We start from the raw sequence: 19,422 nt of genomic DNA on the forward strand, positions 1-19,422 counted from the left end.
CAGGTACTAGATAAAGGTCCGATCATGGTTAACAGTGGATTAATCAAGCCATGTCTAATGCCATTTGGGGATTAAGGAGAGCCGAAGTCTTGTCGGCCCTCCGTTTTCCTACCGCCGAATCGGTGCGGCTGCCCGAAGCGCCTTGGCAGCGGCAACCATGTTGACGAGTGCCGGGCGCACCTCATCCCATTTGCGGGTCTTCAGGCCGCAATCGGGATTGATCCAGAGCTGCCCATCCGTCAGCCATTCACGCGCCAGCGTCAAAAGCTCCGTCATCTCGTCGACGTCGGGAACGCGCGGCGAATGGATATCATAGACACCTGGACCGATCTCGTTCGGGTATTTGTAGCTTCGGAAAGCTTCCAGCAATTCCATCTTGGAACGAGAGGTTTCGATGGAAATCACATCCGCATCCATCGCCGCAATGGCATCGATGATCTGGTTGAACTCCGAGTAGCACATATGCGTATGGATCTGCGTTTCGTCGGCAACACCGGACGCGCAGAGGTGGAAGCTTTCGACCGCCCAGCCGAGATAGGCATTCCAGTCCGCCTTGCGCAGCGGCAGGCCTTCACGAAGCGCGGCCTCGTCGATCTGGATCATCGCCGCACCGGCCTTTTCGAGATCGAGCACCTCATCGAGGATCGCCAGCGCAATCTGCCGGCTGACATCCGCACGGGAGAGATCGTCGCGCACGAAGGACCAGTTGAGGATCGTCACTGGACCGGTCAGCATACCCTTGACCGGCTTTTCCGTCAGCGACTGCGCGTAACGCCACCACTCCACGGTCATCGGTTTCGGCCGAGAAACATCGCCGAAGATGATCGGCGGGCGAACATAGCGCGAGCCATAGCTCTGCACCCAGGCATGTTGCGTGAAGGCGAAGCCGGAAAGCTGCTCGCCGAAATACTGCACCATGTCATTGCGTTCGAACTCGCCGTGGACGAGCACGTCGAGGCCTATTTCCTCCTGCCAGCGGATCGCAGCCTTCGTCTCCTTTTTCAGAAAGGCATCATACTCCGTCTCGCTGATGATGCCTTTGTTGAATGCAGAGCGAGATTTGCGCACATCCGACGTCTGCGGGAAGGAGCCGATCGTCGTCGTCGGGAAGAGCGGCAGGCGAAGCTTGCGCTCCTGCAGGCCGGTCCGCTCAGCAAAGGCGCTGGCCCGCCTCGTCATCACCTCGTCGATCGCACCGACCCGCTGCCTGACTTTCCGATCATGCACACGGGGGGATGCAGCACGCGAAACAACGGCCTGCGAGGCCGCCGCGATCACCTCAGAAGCCTTGCTGGCGTCGCCGAGCACTGCAAGTTCGCCAAGCTTCTGGGTGGCGAAAGCGAGCCACGACTTCAGCTCCTCATCCAGTCCGGTTTCCAATTCCAGATCGATCGGCACATGCAGCAGCGAGCAGGATGGCGCAATCTGCAGCCGATCCGCGCCGAAACGCTGAAGGAGCGGCTCGATTATTTTCAGGATCGCGGCCAAGTCCGCCTTCCAGATATTGCGTCCGTCAATGACGCCAAGCGACAGCGTCAGGTCGGCGGGCGCCTTAAGAAAGGCATCGATCTGCTGCGGAGCGCGAACGAGATCGACGTGCAGGCCGGCAACCGGCAATGCAAGCGCCGTCGGCAGGTTGTCGCCGATTTCGCCGAAATAGGTGGCGAGCATGATCTTCAGGTTCGGCACAAGCTCATGCAGCGCGCAGTAGACATGCTGCAGTGCTTCCTGTTCTTCTCTTGAAAGATCGAGCACGAGGCATGGCTCGTCGATCTCCACCCAATCGGCACCTGCAGCACTCAGTTCCGCCAACACCCGCGTATAGACTGGCAACAGGCGTTCCAACAGGCGGATCGGCACAAAACCTTCCTCGGTTCCCTTGGCGAGTTTCAGGAAAGTGACCGGACCGAGAATGACCGGCCGGGTGTGGATACCAAGCGTCTTCGCCTCGATAAAGGCATCGAGCGGCCTGTTCGCCGTCAGCGCGAAGGATTGATCGGGACCAAGTTCCGGCACCATGTAGTGATAGTTCGTGTCGAACCACTTCGTCATTTCCAGCGCTGGCGCGCCATGGCCATGATGGTGCTGATGGCCGCAATCGGCATGCGCCTCATCGCCGGTCGAGCCGCGCGCCATGGCAAAATAGGTATCGAGTGAAACAGGCCCGCCTTTCCAGCCATAGGCCGAAGGAATGGCGCCGACCATGACGGCCGTATCGAGCACATGATCATAAAGCGAGAAGTCATTGGAGGGGATGATCTTGATCCCCCTCTTTTTCTGCAGGGCCCAATTTTCCGCCCGTAGCTGCTTCGCGACGTCGAGAAGCGCACTGGCCTCGGATTTGCCGGCCCAGTAGCTTTCCAGAGCGAATTTCAGTTCGCGGTGCTTTCCGATCCTCGGAAAGCCGAGATTTGCAGTCTTGATGCTCATTTCCTTACCCCGAAGGTTATGGGCAAGGCTGCGGCGGACGCAAAAGCAGACGGACGCGGGGCGCTGTCTCGCAAAAGCGGCGCACCGGGACACCCCGCCCGTGGACGTTATCAATCGCGGCAGGTCTCCTGGCTCGCGGGTCATCAACATCGTCCAGTCTTCCCAGGCGTCTTCCCAGTGACGTCGAAGGACGGTGTCTATCCGCTTACAGTTGCGGGGGCAGCTCCGGTCTTGGCGATGGCCGCACCGAATTCCCTCTTAGCCCCGGATCGGCAGATCCAGAGAACCACGATGCGTCAAGCATGCACGTGCCGTATCCGATCGTCAAGATGATATAAAGAAATCTTTATGTCTTTATCTGAAGCAGACGGAGTGCGTTCATCGTCACCAGCACGGTTGCACCCGTATCCGCAAGAATCGCCGGCCACAGGCCGGTAATGCCGGCAATGGTGGTGATGAGGAACACCGCCTTCAGCCCGAGAGCCATGCTGATGTTCTGCATGATATTGCGCATGGTCCGCTTCGAAAGCTCGATCATGCGCGCCACATCGCCTACACGCCCATGCAGCACCGCTGCATCGGCTGTTTCCAGCGCCACATCGGTAGCGCCGCCCATGGCGATGCCGACATCGGCTGCTGCAAGTGCCGGCGCATCGTTGATGCCGTCACCGACCTTGGCGACGAAGAGCCCTTCCTTCTTTAATTCGCCGACAATGCGCTGCTTGTCCTGCGGCAGCAGCTCGCCACGCCAGTCGATACCAAGATCGCCGGCAACGGCGGCTGCCGTACGCTTGTTGTCGCCGGTCAGCATGATGGCACGCACGCCGGCCGCCTTCAGCGTCACGAGACCACTTTTTGCATCCTCGCGCGGCTCGTCGCGCATGGCGATCAAGCCGCCAGCGACGCCATCGACGAGCAACACCGAAACACTCTTGCCCACGCCGTTCAGCGCAGCGACCTGCTCGTCCTGCTCAGCATTCAGCGCCCCACGCTCGCGCGCTGCCGGCGGCGACAAAAGATCAAGCACCTCGCCACCCACCTTCCCGGTCATCCCCTTGCCGGGCAGCGCTTCGACTTCGAAAGCCGGCGGCACAGGCACGCCATCGGCCTTGGCGCGATTGAGGATGGCAAGCGCCAGCGGGTGGCTGGAGCCCTGTTCCAGGACCGCGGCGCGCGATAATACCTGCGCCTCCGAGCGACCATAGGCAATGATATCGGTCACCTGCGGCTTGCCTTCGGTCAGCGTGCCCGTCTTGTCGAAGGCGACAGCCGTCACCTTGCCGAGCGATTCCAGAACCGCCCCACCCTTCATCAGCAACCCGCGACGCGCGCCCGCCGAAAGCGAAGCGGCAATCGCCGCCGGAGTGGAGATAACAAGAGCACAAGGGCAGCCGATCAGCAGGATCGCAAGGCCCTTATAGATCCATTCGCCCCATGCCGCTCCCATCAGCAGCGGCGGCAGGACCGCGACCAGAGCCGCTACAACGACGACACCCGGCGTATAATAGCGCGAGAACCGGTCGATGAAGCGCTCGGTCGGCGCCTTCGATTCCTGGGCTTCCTCGACCAGCTTGACGACGCGGGCAATCGTATTGTCCTCGGCAGCGGCGGTGACGCGAACACGCAATGCTGCATCGCCATTGACCGTGCCGGCAAAAACGGTCTCGCCTGCACCCTTGCGCACCGGCGTGCTTTCGCCCGTCACCGGAGCCTCGTCGATAGCGCTTTCACCGGAGAGAATTGTGCCGTCGGCAGAAATCCGGTCTCCCGGCCGTACAAGAATGACGGAGCCGACCGCGAGCGTCTCCGCCGGCACCTCCTTCATCTCGCCGCCGGTTTCAAGCAGCGCATTCTTCGGCACCAGCGTCGTCAGCGACTGAATGCTGGCGCGCGCCTTGCCGGCAGCGACGCCCTCCAGCAATTCGCCGACAAGGAACAGGAAGACAACAGTGGCTGCTTCTTCCCCGGCATTGATGATGACGGCGCCGACAGCGGCAATAGTCATCAGCATTTCGATGGAAAAGGGTATCCCGGCAAGTGCTGCCATGATCGCACGCCGCGTAATCGGAACTAGCCCGACCAGCATGGCTGCGATGAAAGCATAGGAAGCGATCGCGGGCACCAGATGGCCGACAGCATAGGCTATAACGAGCGCCAGGCCGGAGAAGATCGTCAGCCGGCCCTTCTTGCTCTGCCACCATGGACCGGTCATTGGCCCGTGATCATGACCGTGCAGTCCCGCGACTTCCTCCGCACCGTGCAAATGCCCGTGATCGGAACGATCATGACCGGCATGATCGTGATCATGGCCCTCATGGGAGTGATCATGATGTTCATGTCCGGCATGGTCATGATCGTGATCATGATGCGCGTGATCGTGATTCTCCTTTGGTTCCTGAGCGGGCGCCTTGCCCATGAGCGGAGCGACGGAATATCCGAGGCCGGTCACCTTCCTCTCAATCGCCTTGAGATCGCTGCTGCCGTTGTGGTGCACCGTCATCGTGCCCGCCGTCACCGAAACAGAGACATCCTCGACGCCATCCATACGCCTTACGACCGTATCGATTTTCGTTGCGCAGGCAGCGCAATCCATGCCCCCGAGCCTGTACCGCGCCTGTGATGCTTCACTCATGATCTAAATCCTTGCTTGTAGGCTGCATCCTTCCTACATCCTCTAGCGACTAGAGGTACAAGAGGAAAATCATGAAAAAGATCACCATTGGTGAAGCCGCCCGTCAGAGCGGCGTCAAGGTGCCGACGATCCGCTATTATGAAGGTATTGGCCTCCTATCCGCGCCAAATCGCAGCGAGGGCAACCAGCGCTCGTACGAACCATCAGACCTCAATCGCCTCGCCTTCATCCGCCACGCCCGCGAGCTCGGTTTCGAGATCGATGCGATCCGCACCTTGCTTCAGCTGCAGGACGATCCGCACCAGTCCTGCGCCTCCGCCGACGCCATCGCCAAGGCGCGCCTGATCGAAGTCGAACAGCGTATCCGCAGTCTGAATGCGCTCAAGGCGGAACTCGAACAGATGGTGGAGGGGTGCGGCCATGGCCGAGTCGATCAGTGCCGGGTCATCGAGGTGCTCGCCGACCACGGCAAGTGCGTGCATCCGCATCACTGAGACTTGCGCCGGATCATCGGCCACGCCAAGAAGGCGCAATGAAGCAGAAAACAATCGCGATCATCGGCGGCGGTCCCGCAGGTTTGTCGGCCGCCGAAATATTATCGGAGAGCGGTCATGCCGTCGCCGTCTATGACGCGATGCCGACCTTCGCCCGGAAGTTCCTGCTCGCCGGCAAGTCGGGTCTCAACATCACCCATTCGGAAGACTACGACCGTTTCGCCACCCGCTTCGGCGACGCCAATGTCAGTCTCCGGCAAGCCCTCAACGCCTTCACCCCGGCCGATATCCGCGCGTGGGCAGCCGGCCTCGGCACGGAAACCTTCGTCGGCTCCTCCGGCAGAGTCTTCCCCAAGGTCATGAAAGCCTCGCCGCTTCTGCGCGCCTGGCTTTCCCGGCTGGAGCAACACGGCGTCAGCTTCTTCACCCGCCATCGCTGGATCGGCTTTGTTGAGGGCGGGCATAGTTTCGAAACGATCGGCGGACGCAAGACGATCTCCTGCGATGCCACGCTGCTTGCGCTTGGCGGCGCAAGCTACCCTCGCCTTGGCTCCGATGCGGCCTGGCTGCCGCTGCTTACCGAACGTGGTATTAAAATCGCTCCATTCCAGCCAGCCAATTGTGGCTTCGACGTCGACTGGAGCGATCCCTTCCGTGAGCGTTTTGCCGGCGAACCGCTGAAATCCGTCACGGCAACCTCCTCCGCGGGCACATTTCCCGGCGAATTCGTCATCACCAGGCACGGCATCGAGGGCAGCCTCGTCTATGCGCATGCAGCCGCTCTGCGCGATCAACTACGTGGCGAAGGCAAGGCGCCTTTGACGCTCGACCTCGCCCCCGGCCGCACGCTCGAACGTCTTTCCCGCGATCTTGCCCGCCAGGATGCGAAATCGAGCTTCTCTAACCGTCTGCGCAAAGGCGCAGGCCTCGACGGCGTGAAAGCTGCGCTCCTGCGCGAACTGACGCTGGAGACCGATCGCAACGACCCGCAGAAGCTCGCCGCCGCCATCAAGGCTCTGCCGATTCCGCTTCTGCGTCCGCGTCCGATCGCCGAGGCCATCTCGTCTGCCGGCGGCATCGCCTGGAGCGACATCGACGAACACTACATGCTAAAACATCTGCCCGGCGTCTTTGCAGCCGGAGAGATGCTGAATTGGGAAGCGCCGACAGGCGGTTATCTGCTCACAGCCTGTTTCGCCACGGGCCGTGCCGCGGCAAAAGGCATCGAAAGTTGGCTCAGCCGAAAATGAAGGCAGCCGGCGATTATTTCCGGCTTTCGGTTTTCACTTTTGCCTACGGTCATATTATCGCGATCACGACGTGTGAACCGCAGTGTTTAACTGTCTCAGATATGCGACACCCATCATCAGGCAAATTCAATCCATACAATCCGCAGTCCCGCCGGCTGATTGCAAAGCCGCCGCGTTTACATCAGAATATGCGCAAGTTCCGTGGGAGGAGCCTTATGCACGAACAATCCGCACATGCGGAGCATGTCTATACGTGCGCCCAGCAAAACTCTGCTGCGGCCAGTTCGCCGATCGTGGCTTCGTGGCGCCGATGCATGACCATGTATCAGCTTGCGCCGGAAGAAAAACGCGCACCTCTGCGTCTCACGGAGCAGGAATTCCGCCTTGCGCGGGAACAATCAGAACAATTGATGGCGGATGCTCGCGAGGAACTCGACCGTCTCTTCATGACCGTCGGCAAGGCCGGCTGCTGCCTGCTTTTAACGGATCGTAACGGCATCGCGCTGGAGCGCCGCGGCGCTGTCGGCAATGATAAGGAATTCCAGGATCTCGGTCTCTGGACAGGCTCGGTCTGGACTGAAGCCAGCATCGGCACGAACGGCATCGGCACGGCCCTCGCCGATGAGCGTTCCGTTGCCGTCTTCCGCGACCAACACTTCTTCTGCTCCAATATCAAGCTGAGCTGCACCACCGCGCCGATCCGCGATCACCGCGGGCTTCTTGCCGCCGCCCTCGACATTTCCACCTGCCGCGATGATGTCAACGAGATGACGCTCACCATTCTCTCGCAGGCCGTACGGGATGCAGCGATGCGCATCGAGCTCAATCTGTTCCGTTCTGCGTTTGCCGGCGCCCGCTTCGTCATGGTCCCGGCCGGCGCCAATTCCGCCAACGCCCTGCTGGCCGTTGACCGGCACGATCTCATCCTCGGCGCCACGCGCGCCGCCCGTCTCGCCCTCAAGTTGGATGACATACGCATCGCCGCCGGGCTTCCTGCCTCCGATGCGCTGCAGGAAGGCCGCGTCTCGCAGGAAGAGGAAATGGCCGAGGCGGAAAGGGCTGCTCTCCTGCGAGCGCTGTCCCGCACCCATGGCAATGTCTCTCAGGCCGCCACAGCCCTCGGCATCAGCCGTGCCACGCTTCACCGGAAGATGAAGAAGCTCGACCTGCACTGAGACAGGGCGAGAGGTTCGATCACGATTTCATGGTGGTGCCGAAACCTGTCGCAAGTCTGCGACACTGTGCACTGCGGTATTGGCTAGCGACCCTGTTGCCCCGGGTAAAAGCGGCACAGATTTCTCCCACTGGTTCGATCCGGAACCTGTTCATCAAGGGAGGATGACATGCTTCATCAAAAAATCGTCGAGTCGCCGTTCAAACTGAAATACGGCAACTATATCGGTGGCGAGTGGCGCGAGCCGATCGGCGGCAAATATTTCGACAACGTCACGCCCGTCACTGGCGGCAAGCTCTGCGAAATCCCGCGCTCCGATGAAAAAGACATCAATGCCGCGCTCGATGCCGCCCATGCCGCGAAGGAAAAATGGGGCCGGACGTCCACCACCGAGCGCTCCAACATCCTTATGAAGATCGCCCAGCGTATGGAAGACAAGCTGGAGCTTCTGGCCCAGGCCGAAACCTGGGACAATGGCAAGCCGATCCGCGAAACCATGGCAGCCGACATTCCGCTCGCCATCGACCACTTCCGCTATTTCGCTTCCTGCATCCGTGCCCAGGAAGGCACGATCGGCGAAATCGATCATGATACGGTCGCCTACCACTTCCATGAGCCACTCGGCGTCGTCGGGCAGATCATTCCCTGGAACTTCCCGATTCTGATGGCCGCCTGGAAGCTTGCGCCGGCCCTGGCCGCCGGCAACTGCGTCGTCATCAAGCCAGCCGAACAGACTCCCGCCTCCCTGCTTCTCTGGGCAGAAATCGTTGGCGACCTGCTTCCGCCCGGCGTGCTCAATATCGTCAACGGTTTTGGTCTCGAAGCCGGCAAGCCACTCGCCTCCAGCCCGCGCATCGCCAAGATCGCCTTCACCGGCGAGACCACGACAGGCCGCCTCATCATGCAATATGCCAGCCAGAACCTCATTCCGGTCACACTGGAACTCGGTGGCAAGTCGCCCAACATCTTCTTTGCCGATGTGGCAGCCGAAGACGATGATTTCTTCGACAAGGCGCTCGAAGGTTTCGCCATGTTCGCGCTGAACCAGGGCGAGGTCTGCACCTGCCCGAGCCGCGCTCTCATCCAGGAATCAATCTATGACCGCTTCATGGAACGGGCCGTCAAACGGGTCGAAGCCATCAAGCAGGGCAACCCTCTCGACCCGGCAACGATGATCGGCGCCCAGGCCTCGACCGAGCAGATGGAGAAGATCCTCGCCTACCTCGATATCGGCAAGCAGGAAGGCGCACAGGTGCTTGCCGGCGGCTCACGCAACGATCTCGGCGGCGAATTGTCTGACGGCTATTACGTCAAACCGACCATCTTCAAGGGCCACAACAAGATGCGCGTATTCCAGGAAGAGATATTCGGGCCGGTCGTCTCGGTCACCACCTTCAAGGATGAGAAGGAAGCGCTCGAGATCGCCAATGATACGCTTTACGGCCTCGGCGCCGGTATCTGGACACGCGATGCCAACCGCGCCTATCGCTTCGGCCGGGAAATCCAGGCCGGCCGCGTCTGGACCAATTGCTACCACGCCTATCCGGCCCATGCGGCCTTCGGCGGCTACAAGCAGTCCGGCATTGGTCGCGAAACACACAAGATGATGCTCGACCACTACCAGCAGACCAAGAACATGCTGGTCAGCTATAGCCCGAAGAAGCTCGGCTTCTTCTGAGAGCCATCCAATTGTTCTACTATCAAGTCTCCTCCCTTCGTGGGGAGGAGACATTGTCTTGGAGGAGGCAATCATGGAACAGACGGCCAATGGCGAACCACGTGTGCTCGCCACCGATGCAGCGCTCGACCTCATCAGGGAAATCCAGCAGGATTATCCCAAAATCCTCTTCCATCAGTCCGGCGGCTGCTGCGACGGCTCTTCACCCATGTGTTATCCGACGGACGATTTCATCGTCGGCGATCAGGATGTGAAGCTCGGCGAGATCGGCGGCGTGCCAGTCTATATCAGCGCCAGCCAGTTCGAGGCCTGGAAACACACGCAGCTCATCATCGATGTCGTGCCCGGCCGCGGCGGCATGTTCTCGCTCGATAATGGCCGTGAGAAGCGCTTCCTCACCCGTTCGCGCATGTTCGGCGGCGGCGAGGCCTGCGCGATTCCCGATGTCAGGGCACGCGAGACGACCTGATTAGGAAGCCCCGTGTAGTATTCCTATATTACCCGCGGCCGCGATCCTTTGTTAAAGTCCATCTGTTGGTTTTTACGGGAGGAAGACATGCCAGCGAGCAAGATCCTGATGATCACAGGCGATTTCACTGAAGATTACGAGACCATGGTGCCGTTCCAGACGCTGCTTGCCTGCGGCTATACGGTCCATGCCGTCTGCCCCGGCAAGACTGCCGGCCAGACGGTCGCCACCGCCATCCATGATTTCGAGGGCGACCAAACCTATTCGGAAAAGCGCGGTCATAACTTCGCGCTGAACGCCACGTTCGAAAGCGTGCGCGCCGAAGATTACGATGCGCTCGTCATCCCCGGTGGCCGCGCACCGGAATATCTTCGCCTCAACCCCGATGTCATCAAGACTGTCAGGCATTTCTTTGATGCCAACAAGCCGGTTGCCGCGATCTGCCACGGGGCCCAGCTTCTGGCCGCCGCCGACGTTCTCAAGGGCCGCACCTGCTCGGCCTATCCCGCCTGCCGTCCCGAAGTCGAGCTTGCCGGCGGCACCTATGCCGATATCCCGATCAGCGATGCGGTTTCCGATGGCAATCTCGTCACTGCACCGGCCTGGCCAGCCCATCCTTCGTGGCTGCGCCAGTTCATGACGGTGCTCGATGCGGCAACGGTTCTGGAGACCAATGCCGCCTAAAGCATGTCGCGCCAAAGTACGCAGCGGTTCTGCGATACCGACATGCAAAATCAAAGCCTTAAAGCGTGGCAAACGAATCCGAAGGATCGCGACACGCTTTAAATGGACCGGCGGGAGGAACGTGATGTGTGAACTGTTCATCAAAGCCGATGCGCGGCTCTGGGAAAGCACCACCCGGTCGCTGCGTATCGATGGCATGGTCACCAGTGTGCGGCTGGAGAATTTCTTTTGGTCGAAGCTAGAGGAAATTGCCGCCCGCGACGGCATGAACGTGGTCCAGCTGATCACCAAGCTGCACCACGAGTCGATCGATGCCGGCCATGATCTCGGCAACTTCACCTCGTTCCTCCGCGTCTGCTGCGCCCGCTACCTGGACCTCCAGCTTGCCGGCGACATCCCCGCCGACCTCTCGAGGCCGATTGCCGGCCTCAATGCGCCGGAAATTCTGGGGCGGGAGAAGCGGAAATATCATTGATCGCGGATCACACACGGCGTGATGATTTTTAGATAGGCGGAATACCCTTCTGCGTGAGACAATCGCCCTTAACCGCCTTCAAACCGCCCTGCTCGGTCGGATAGGGCGGAGGGGAGCGGAGGGGGAAGTGGCAACGGTCGTAGCGCGACGGTATTTCGTGACCCATGGTGGTCTCGATGACTGACGGTTCCACAATACGCACCTCGGGCGTAGCGGGCCTTGCACGCGAGGAATGGTTTCTCGGCGTCAGTTTCGCGACCAGCCTGGCTTTCCTCGTTTTCCCGGAGCAAATATTTAGCCGGCTTTCTGAGCCGCTTTGGTTCGCTCTCATTTTTCTGTGGCTCTTTGCCGTGGTGCTGGGCTCTGCCTTGTCGGTCGTTCGCCACGCCGATCATCTGGGGGAGCAGCTTCAGGAGCCTTACGGAACCCTCATCCTGACCCTTGCCATCACCTCGATCGAGGTGATGGCGATTTCGGCCGTCATGCTGCATGGAGAAAATAATCCGACACTTGCTCGCGACACATTGTTTGCCGTGGTCATGATCATCCTGAATGGCATGGTGGGGCTGTCCCTGCTCTTTGGCGCATGGCGGCGCGAGGATCAGCAGCACAACCTGCACGGTGCCAATGCCTATCTCGGCGTTATCGTTCCGCTGGCGACCCTGAGCCTGGTCATGCCCACGTTCCTCGCCGGCCCGGACGACCCGCATCCCTCGGCTCCAAGACAGATGTTCCTCGGTGTCGTCTCGATCGGTCTTTACTGCATCTTTCTGCTGCTGCAGGCCGGACGGCATCATCGCTACTTCGCCGACGACAGCGATCATCATGAAACCCATACCGTCGTCATCAGCCACCATCGACCGGTATGGTATCACGCGGTGATGCTGCTGGCCTTCATGGGACCGGTTGCCTTCCTGGTCGAACAGCTTGCAAGGCCGATCGACTACGTAATCGAAACCTTGCATGCGCCCGCTGCATTCGGGGGCGTGGTCATGGCGATTCTTGTTGCAACGCCCGAGGCAATCAGCGCCGTGCGCGCCTCCATCGCCGACCATCTCCAGCGCGCCATCAATATCTTTCTCGGCTCCGTCTTGTCGACGATCGGTCTGACCGTGCCGGCAATGCTGGCGATCAGCCACCTCTACGGGCATCCGGTCACGCTCGGCCTTCAGGGGCCAGATCTGGTCATGTTCCTGCTGACGCTCGCCGTCAGCATCATCACCTTCTCAAGCGGCCGCACCAATCTCATGCAGGGTGCAGTTCACCTGGTGCTGTTCATCGCCTACGTGCTGCTCATTACCCAACAATGAGCACAACGCCCGTCTCGCCTGCTGGCGGCCATTTCGTCAAAAGAAGCCGAGGCTTAGCCTTGCCGGTACCAAGCGGCCATGATTTGTTTAGGCGCAGCTAAATTGCTTACCGGAAGCTATTGCAATTTCGAAACATCCCGCGGCATAGTAGCGCATGCCTGAAGATCCGGCGAACTTTGAGGGGCGCCGCCGAGGCACGCATAAGACCGGGACACGTAAATTGTCGGGGCAACAGGAATGCGTGAGGGATTGCATCGGGGCCAGCAGATTTTTGTAACCCTCATCGGCATGGCCGCACTCGCCGCCTGCGATGGAAGCAGCAACACCTACGTTCCGCCTCCGCCACCCGCCGTTCACGTCGCCGAGCCTGTGCAACAGCCCATAACTCTTTATTTCGAGCTGACGGGCAACACCGCCCCACTCAATTCCGTCGATATCGAAGCGCGTGTCCAGGGCTACCTTCAATCGATCGATTATCAGGACGGCACATCGGTGACGAAGGGCACCAAGCTCTTCGGCATCGAACGCGATACCTACCAGGCACAACTCGATCAGGCGAAGGCATCGCTCGCTTCGCAACAGGCCTCTCAGGTCGGGGCCAAGCAGGAATATGACCGCCAGTTGAACCTCCTCAAACAGCAGGTCACCACGCAGACTGCCGTCGATAGCGCCAAGGCGACGCTCGACGAAGCGAACGCCGCCATCCTCAACGCCCAGGCCAATCTCGAGCTCGCGACGATCAATCTCGGCTACACCGAAGTGCTTGCGCCCTTTGACGGTACTGTGACCAACCACCTCGTCGATATCGGTACGCTCGTCGGCGTCTCAGGCCCAACCAAGCTTGCCAGCATCGTTCAGACAGATCCGATCTATGCCTATTTCAACGTCAGCGAATCCCAGGTGCTGCTGATCAAGGATATGCTGAGGAAGCAGGGACGCACATTCAAGCAGACGGACCTTCCGAGCATTCCCGCCGAGCTCGGCCTGCAATCGGAAGAAGGCTATCCACACAAGGGACATCTCGATTACGTCTCGCCCCAGCTCGATGCATCGACCGGCACCCTGCAGGTGCGGGCTCTGTTCGAAAACAAGGACAAAGCAATGCTGCCAGGCCTCTTCGTGCGCGTGCGCGTGCCCATCGGCCAGAGCGATAAGGCTTTGCTCGTGCGCGACGATGCGATCGCCACCAACCAGCTCGGCAGCTATCTGCTCGTCCTCGGCAAGGACGATATGGTCGAGCAGAAACAGGTCAAGACAGGTCAGCGGGAAGGCGCGCTCCGCGTCATAGAATCCGGCATCGATCCGTCGGACCTGGTTGTCGTCCAGGGCATTCAGCAGGCCATCCCCGGCAGCAAGGTTGCGCCTCAAAAGATCGACATGAATGTGCAGTCGGCGGAAGCCGGCGCCGATGCGAAGGCCACCACGACGCAATAAAATCCGCCGCCACGCTTCATCTGAACGTCCAAGGACAACAGCATGATATCGCGCTTTTTCATCGAACGGCCAGTGCTCGCCAATGTTCTGGCATTGGTCTTTGTTCTCATCGGCGCGGTGGCTCTCTTCCAACTGCCTGTGGCGCAATATCCGAATGTCGTTCCGCCAACCGTGCAGGTCACGACCCGCTTTCCCGGGGCCAGTGCCAAAACGCTTGTCGATACGGTCGCCTTGCCGATCGAGCAGCAGGTCAACGGCGTTCAGGACATGCTCTACATGCAGTCGACGAGCGCGAGCGACGGCACCTATTCCCTGACCGTGACCTTTGCGATCGGCACGGATCCCGACCAGGCGCAGGTACTGGTACAAAACCGCGTTGCCATCGCCATGTCGTCGTTGCCGCAGGCGGTGCAGGTTCAGGGCGTGACGACCCAGAAGAAATCGACGGCGATCCTCGGCTTCGTCAGCCTGACCTCGCCCGACAGCCGCTATGACAGCCTGTTCCTCTCCAACTATGCGGTCATCAATCTGCAGAACGAGCTTGCCCGCCTGCCGGGCGTCGGTAACGTCACGGTGTTCGGCGCCGGCCAATATGCCATGCGCATCTGGATGGATCCGAACCTGCTGCAGGCCCGCGGGCTGACACCTCAAGATATCGTCAATGTGGTGCAGCAGCAGAGCCAGGAAGTGACGGCCGGCCAGATCGGCATTCCGCCAGTCCCGGCGGGACAGACCTTCCAATACACGCTCAATGTCAATGGCCGGCTGAATGATGCCGCCGATTACGAGAACATCATCGTCAAAGTCGATGGTTTGGACGGCGGCCGCGTAACGCGAATCCGCGATATCGGCCGTGTCGAGCTGGGCGCGCAAACATACAGCCAGTCCTTCATGCAGAATGGCCGTCCGGCAGCCGGCATCGGCATTTTCCAGCTACCGGAAGCAAACGCCATCGCGGTGGCCGAGGCAGTCAACGCCAAGATGGCGGAACTGTCGAAGAGCTTTCCGCAAGGTCTCGAATATCACGTTCCCTTCGATACGACGAAATTTGTCAAAGCGTCGATCAACGAAGTCTACGTTACGCTCATCGAGGCAGGCATCCTCGTTCTCATCGTCATCCTCGCTTTCCTGCAGGACTGGCGGGCGATGCTCGTGCCGGCGACGACCGTTCCCGTCACCATCATCGGGGCTTTTGCCGCCATGGCGGCGATGGGCTTTACCGTCAATCTGTCGACGCTGTTTGCGATCGTTCTCGCGATCGGGATCGTCGTCGACGATGCGATCGTCATTGTGGAAGGGGTGGCGCGACACATCGAAGCCGGCATGTCTGGTCGCAAGGCTGCCGAAAAAGCGATGGACGAACTGCTCGGCCCGGTGATCGGCATCACGCTGGTGCTGATGGCCGTTTTCATTCCTGCCGCCTTTCTGCCGGGACTGACCGGCCAGCTTTACCGGCAGTTCGCGCTCGTCATCGCGGCAACGGCACTGATCAGCGCCATCAATGCCGTCACGCTGAAACCGACACAATGCGCTCTCTGGCTACGAACGCCGGTGCCGCCTGAAAAACGCAACTTCTTCTATCGTAGCTTCAATAGCATCTACGATCGCTGTGAACGCGGTTACGTCAGGCTGATCAACGCGATGGTCCATCATAGCGTCGTCATGGTCATCCTGGCGCTGGCGCTGATGGGCGTTGCCGTCTGGGGGCTCAGCCGGGTGCCGACCGCCTTCCTGCCGATCGAGGATCAGGGCTACGTCCTGATCAATGCCCAGCTGCCTGATGGCGCAGCGAAGGAACGCACTGATGCAGTGTTGGCGCAGGTCGGAAAGATTGCCGAGGAGACGCCTGGTGTCGATCAGGTGCTGACGATCAGCGGCATGTCCGTTCTCGACAACAATGCCAGTCTGCAGAATGCCGGCGTCGCCTATGTGGTGCTGAAAGACTGGGACGAACGCCTCAAGGAAAAGGGGCAGGATCTGCTTTCCATCTACCAGCATCTGAATGGCGCCCTCGAAAGCATACTGGTCGCAAAAACCCTGGTCATCGTACCGCCCCCAATCCAGGGCGTTGGTAATGCCAGCGGCTTCACGATGCAGGTGGAACTCAAGAACGGCGTTTCCGACTACGCTTTGCTGCAGGCTCTCTCCGACACGATCGTGAAAAATGGCGAAGCCCAGTCATCGCTGCAGAGGCTGAGCACGCCGTTCCGCTCGAACGTTCCGCAGTTCGAAGTCTCCGTCAACCGCATCAAGGCTGAAACGCTGGGCGTTACCGTTGGTCAGGTTTTCTCGGCGCTCTCGGGCTATGTAGGATCGAGCTATGTAACGCAATTCAACAAGTTCGGCCGCACATTCCAGGTCTATGCACAAGCCTCCTCCGAATTTCGCGTCAGTCCCAACGATATCCGCAATCTGAAGGTCAAGGCCGGCGATGGCACCATGGTGCCGCTCGGAACCGTCGTCGATGTCACGCCGATGCAGGGCCCCTCGCTGATCAGCCTCTACAACCTCTATCCATCGGCAACGATTGTCGGCGGACCGGCCACCGGCTTCAGTTCCGGTCAGGCGCTCGATGTCATGGAGCAGATCGCCAACCACACCTTGCCGCCCGGCACCGGCTACGAATGGACCGCGCTTTCCTATCAGGAGAAAGCAGTCGGCGGTCAGATCTATTACATTTTCGCCCTCGCCATGCTGCTCGTCTACTTCGTGCTGGCAGGACAATATGAAAGCTGGATTCTGCCATTTGCGGTGCTGCTCGCCGTGCCGCTCGCTCTCCTCGGCACGGTCGGAGCGCTAATGGCGGCTGGCGTTGCCAACAACCTCTACACCCAGATCGGCCTGATCCTTCTGATCGCTCTGGCATCGAAGAATGCTATCCTCATCGTCGAATATGCGCGGGAAAAACGGGCGGAGGGCATGGAGATACTGGACGCGGCGGTCGAGGCGGCACGCCTGCGCTTCCGTCCGATCCTCATGACATCATTTGCTTTCATTCTAGGGGTGCTGCCGCTCGTGCTGGCAACGGGTGCGGGCGCCTCCGCCCGCAAGTCGATCGGGATATCGGTCTTCAGCGGCATGATCGCATCGACCTGCCTTGCCGTGCTTTTTGTCCCGTCTTTCTACGTCGTGCTGCAGCGCTTCGAAGAATTCCGAAAGCGCCGCAGTAAAACTCCGGCGGAAGCCGATGCGGAGATGGCAGCGCAATAGGCCTGCAAACGGCCTATTGTACGATCACCTGCACATAAACGCCGCCGCTCTTGGCGTAATACAATCCACCGCAGCGATAGTAATAGCCGCCGTAATAGGGACCATAGATGCAGCCCGGAGGCAGCACGGGGATCGTCGTCGCCGTTCGACGGACAACCCGGCGCGTCGTCCTGCGGGCAACACCGGCATAGGATAGCGGTGTCAAAGGCCGACCGATGACGGCACCCGCCGGAGTGGCAAAGCCGATCGCGAACGGCAGCGGACCTTGTCCCTCAATGCGAAAATCGGTGAAGGTCATCGCGCCGGCAAGGGCGAGGGCAAATGCGAGCTTGCTGAAAGTCATTTCATCTCTCCTGTATCGGCAACGGGCGCGGGAAGCTCATCGATCGACTGGAGTTCGCTCAAATCGACGGTCTTGGCATTGGCCGGGATCTCGATGTTGTAGGAGGTGGCGGCAACCTCCGCTCCGCTTTTGAAGTCGCTGATCTCAAGCGTGTATTGCGGCGCCTGGACGACATGCTTGCTGGTAATCACATAGCGCCGCGGTATCGGCTGCGACCCGGTCTGTATCCAGATCTGCCAGTCGAGTTCCGGTGTCCGGAAGGTCAGATATTCGCATTCCACCCCGTCGACGAAGGCGCTGGAGATATGCTTGGCCTCAGTCACGTCAGACATCAGGATATCGTAGACATGCGACGACAGAAGATCCGCACCAGGCGCTTCCGCGCCCGCATCGGCAAGCCTGTCGATCAGATCGTCGAGCGAGCCCTTGCCGTCGATCTTTGCATAAGCATCGAGGTTCTTCCCATGCACTGTCAGCGTCGAACCGTCGAAACTGACGTCGATATCGGCAAAACCTCCGGTTCTTGTGACACGCAATTTGTCGGGTCTCGTGATGTTGGCCGTACCCGAGCTTACGAACTGCAGCTTTTCGAAGTCCGCGTCACAGCCTCGAGCGAAGATTGATAGTTGAAGGATATTGTCTTCTGCGCCACCAGAAAATCGGACATGGCCTTAAGAAGGTCTTTAGCATCATCCGCCCACGCAGGCGTCGGCAGGACAAGGCCGGCGGCAATCACGGAATAGGTTAGTATTCGTTTCAATCGCGATAGATGAGAAGTCGATGACATGGCAATTGCCTTTCACTTGTGTCGTCATTGAATTCATCGATGCTGGGATTTCGATGCGAAAAATGGATGGCCGCCCGACGGTCATCCTCCTTTACCGTCATGGAAATCGCCTCGCCCGGAGGCTTAGGCGTTCCCAACGAACGTCGAAAATGAAGGAGAGCAGGCCTCTATAGTCCGGAGCTCAGTACCCGATGGCACGCCGGCGACACGCGCTGCAGATTGTCCCGCAGGCACGAAATCACGCGGCCCCCGCCGACAGGCACCGCCCGGCAAAAAGCCCGGAAATCCGGCCCGCAGGCTTCCCGCGCGATCATCAATTCTTCACGCGGAGAAAAGTCAGGCATTGCCGCCGGCTTGGTCGGCACCGGTGCCGCAGCAGTGGCAGAACCTCCGCCTACAGCGGGAGCACCTGACGCACCCAATGCCGCAACGGCCTGCTGGCAGGGCGCCGACAGGCGAGCACTGTGCTGCTGTAGGCAGGAAAGTGCCGCTGCACCACCTGGAGTCACGCCGGAGCATTGCGCCATGAAGTCGGACCTGCAGGCCGATTTAACGGCACTGCGTTGCGCTTCGGTCGGTTGAGCCGCCGTCTGGGCGCCGCTCGCCGGCGCGGGCGTTGCCGTCCCCGTTGTAGCGGGCGCCGTTTGGGTTGGCTCGGCGGATGTCGATTTCGGCTTGACGGTGATAGCGGAGACCGCCTTGCGGCAGGCAGCAGAAAGAGTGGAATCATGCTGCTGCAGGCATTGCAGCGCCTCCATGCCGCCCGGCTGCACGCCGGAGCATTGTGCGATGAAATCGGACCGGCAGGCTGATCTGATCGCGCTTTTCTGCTCTTCGGTTGGCGCCTGCGCAACGGCAATCCCGGCGAAAAGACTGGCGCAGACAACGCTTGATATCGATAGTCCGGACAAGAGTTGACGTCTCCCGCGCCGCCTTGTCCTTAGAGAAGATGCACGTTCTCGCATTGTCCCCTCCCACAAATATTCATCGATTTACGGCATGAAAACAAATACTCCGGCTGAACAAGACAACAGGATCTCGAAAGGTCGGTG

General features: G+C 60.0%; 14 protein-coding genes, 1 pseudogene and 1 riboswitch. Of the genes and pseudogenes, 10 read left to right on the forward strand and 5 right to left on the reverse strand.

Annotated features, from left to right (window positions below):
• Nucleotides 1-108: 108 nt before the first annotated feature.
• Together metE and EV281_RS26175 are read right to left on the reverse strand one after the other, a co-directional pair.
• A complete protein-coding gene (metE, locus tag EV281_RS26170; RefSeq protein WP_132657198.1) occupies nt 109-2,430 on the reverse strand; it encodes a 5-methyltetrahydropteroyltriglutamate--homocysteine S-methyltransferase in 2,322 nt (773 codons plus the stop codon).
• A 100-nt stretch (nt 2,431-2,530) separates the two neighbouring features.
• A riboswitch (cobalamin riboswitch) is annotated at nt 2,531-2,736 on the reverse strand.
• Nucleotides 2,737-2,776: 40 nt separating this feature from the next.
• Nucleotides 2,777-5,062 (reverse strand): heavy metal translocating P-type ATPase, encoded by a 2,286-nt coding sequence (locus EV281_RS26175; RefSeq protein WP_132657200.1) that lies wholly within the window; start codon nt 5,060-5,062, stop codon nt 2,777-2,779.
• 71 nt (nt 5,063-5,133) lie between these two features.
• On the opposite strand from EV281_RS26175, the gene EV281_RS26180 reads away from it, so the two are divergent.
• The 10 genes from EV281_RS26180 (at nt 5,134) to EV281_RS26225 (ending at nt 17,240) form a co-directional block, all read left to right on the forward strand.
• A complete protein-coding gene (locus EV281_RS26180; RefSeq protein WP_132657201.1) occupies nt 5,134-5,556 on the forward strand; it encodes a helix-turn-helix domain-containing protein in 423 nt (140 codons plus the stop codon).
• A 38-nt stretch (nt 5,557-5,594) separates the two neighbouring features.
• A complete protein-coding gene (locus tag EV281_RS26185; RefSeq protein WP_132657203.1) occupies nt 5,595-6,806 on the forward strand; it encodes a TIGR03862 family flavoprotein in 1,212 nt (403 codons plus the stop codon).
• A 215-nt stretch (nt 6,807-7,021) separates the two neighbouring features.
• Entirely contained in the window at nt 7,022-7,981 is a 960-nt protein-coding gene (locus tag EV281_RS26190) for a helix-turn-helix domain-containing protein (RefSeq protein ID WP_132657205.1), read from the forward strand.
• Nucleotides 7,982-8,149: 168 nt separating this feature from the next.
• Nucleotides 8,150-9,658, forward strand: coding sequence for an aldehyde dehydrogenase (adh, locus tag EV281_RS26195; protein WP_132657207.1), 1,509 nt, complete (start codon nt 8,150-8,152; stop codon nt 9,656-9,658).
• Between the two features lie 73 nt (nt 9,659-9,731).
• Complete coding sequence (locus EV281_RS26200; protein WP_132657209.1) at nt 9,732-10,127, forward strand: DUF779 domain-containing protein; 396 nt, start codon at nt 9,732-9,734, stop codon at nt 10,125-10,127.
• Between the two features lie 87 nt (nt 10,128-10,214).
• Complete coding sequence (locus EV281_RS26205; RefSeq protein WP_132657211.1) at nt 10,215-10,811, forward strand: DJ-1/PfpI family protein; 597 nt, start codon at nt 10,215-10,217, stop codon at nt 10,809-10,811.
• Between the two features lie 124 nt (nt 10,812-10,935).
• The gene (locus tag EV281_RS26210; RefSeq protein ID WP_132657213.1) at nt 10,936-11,286 is read left to right on the forward strand and encodes a ribbon-helix-helix domain-containing protein; all 351 of its coding nucleotides are present in this window, start codon (nt 10,936-10,938) and stop codon (nt 11,284-11,286) included.
• A gap of 176 nt (nt 11,287-11,462) precedes the next feature.
• The gene (locus EV281_RS26215) at nt 11,463-12,596 is read left to right on the forward strand and encodes a calcium:proton antiporter (protein WP_132657215.1); all 1,134 of its coding nucleotides are present in this window, start codon (nt 11,463-11,465) and stop codon (nt 12,594-12,596) included.
• A gap of 237 nt (nt 12,597-12,833) precedes the next feature.
• The gene (locus tag EV281_RS26220; RefSeq protein ID WP_132657217.1) at nt 12,834-14,030 is read left to right on the forward strand and encodes an efflux RND transporter periplasmic adaptor subunit; all 1,197 of its coding nucleotides are present in this window, start codon (nt 12,834-12,836) and stop codon (nt 14,028-14,030) included.
• Nucleotides 14,031-14,072: 42 nt separating this feature from the next.
• Nucleotides 14,073-17,240: a multidrug efflux RND transporter permease subunit gene (locus EV281_RS26225; RefSeq protein WP_132657218.1), complete on the forward strand. Its 3,168-nt coding sequence runs from the start codon at nt 14,073-14,075 to the stop codon at nt 17,238-17,240.
• A gap of 13 nt (nt 17,241-17,253) precedes the next feature.
• Here EV281_RS26225 and EV281_RS26230 read toward each other — a convergent pair whose 3' ends face one another.
• The 3 genes and pseudogenes from EV281_RS26230 to EV281_RS26240 all read right to left on the reverse strand — a co-directional run bounded on the left by EV281_RS26230 (nt 17,254) and on the right by EV281_RS26240 (nt 19,335).
• Nucleotides 17,254-17,583 carry a hypothetical protein gene (locus tag EV281_RS26230; RefSeq protein ID WP_132657220.1) on the reverse strand — a complete coding sequence of 110 codons (330 nt, stop codon included), beginning with the start codon at nt 17,581-17,583 and terminating at the stop codon, nt 17,254-17,256.
• A pseudogene (locus EV281_RS26235) lies at nt 17,580-18,370 on the reverse strand (DUF2092 domain-containing protein). Before EV281_RS26235 ends, EV281_RS26230 begins: the two are co-directional and overlap by 4 nt.
• Before the next feature lie 167 nt (nt 18,371-18,537).
• Complete coding sequence (locus tag EV281_RS26240) at nt 18,538-19,335, reverse strand: cysteine rich repeat-containing protein (protein WP_132657222.1); 798 nt, start codon at nt 19,333-19,335, stop codon at nt 18,538-18,540.
• Nucleotides 19,336-19,422: the final 87 nt, after the last annotated feature.

The sequence above is a fragment of the Rhizobium sp. BK418 genome (genome assembly GCF_004341105.1).
In the GTDB taxonomy this organism is placed as follows: domain Bacteria; phylum Pseudomonadota; class Alphaproteobacteria; order Rhizobiales; family Rhizobiaceae; genus Rhizobium.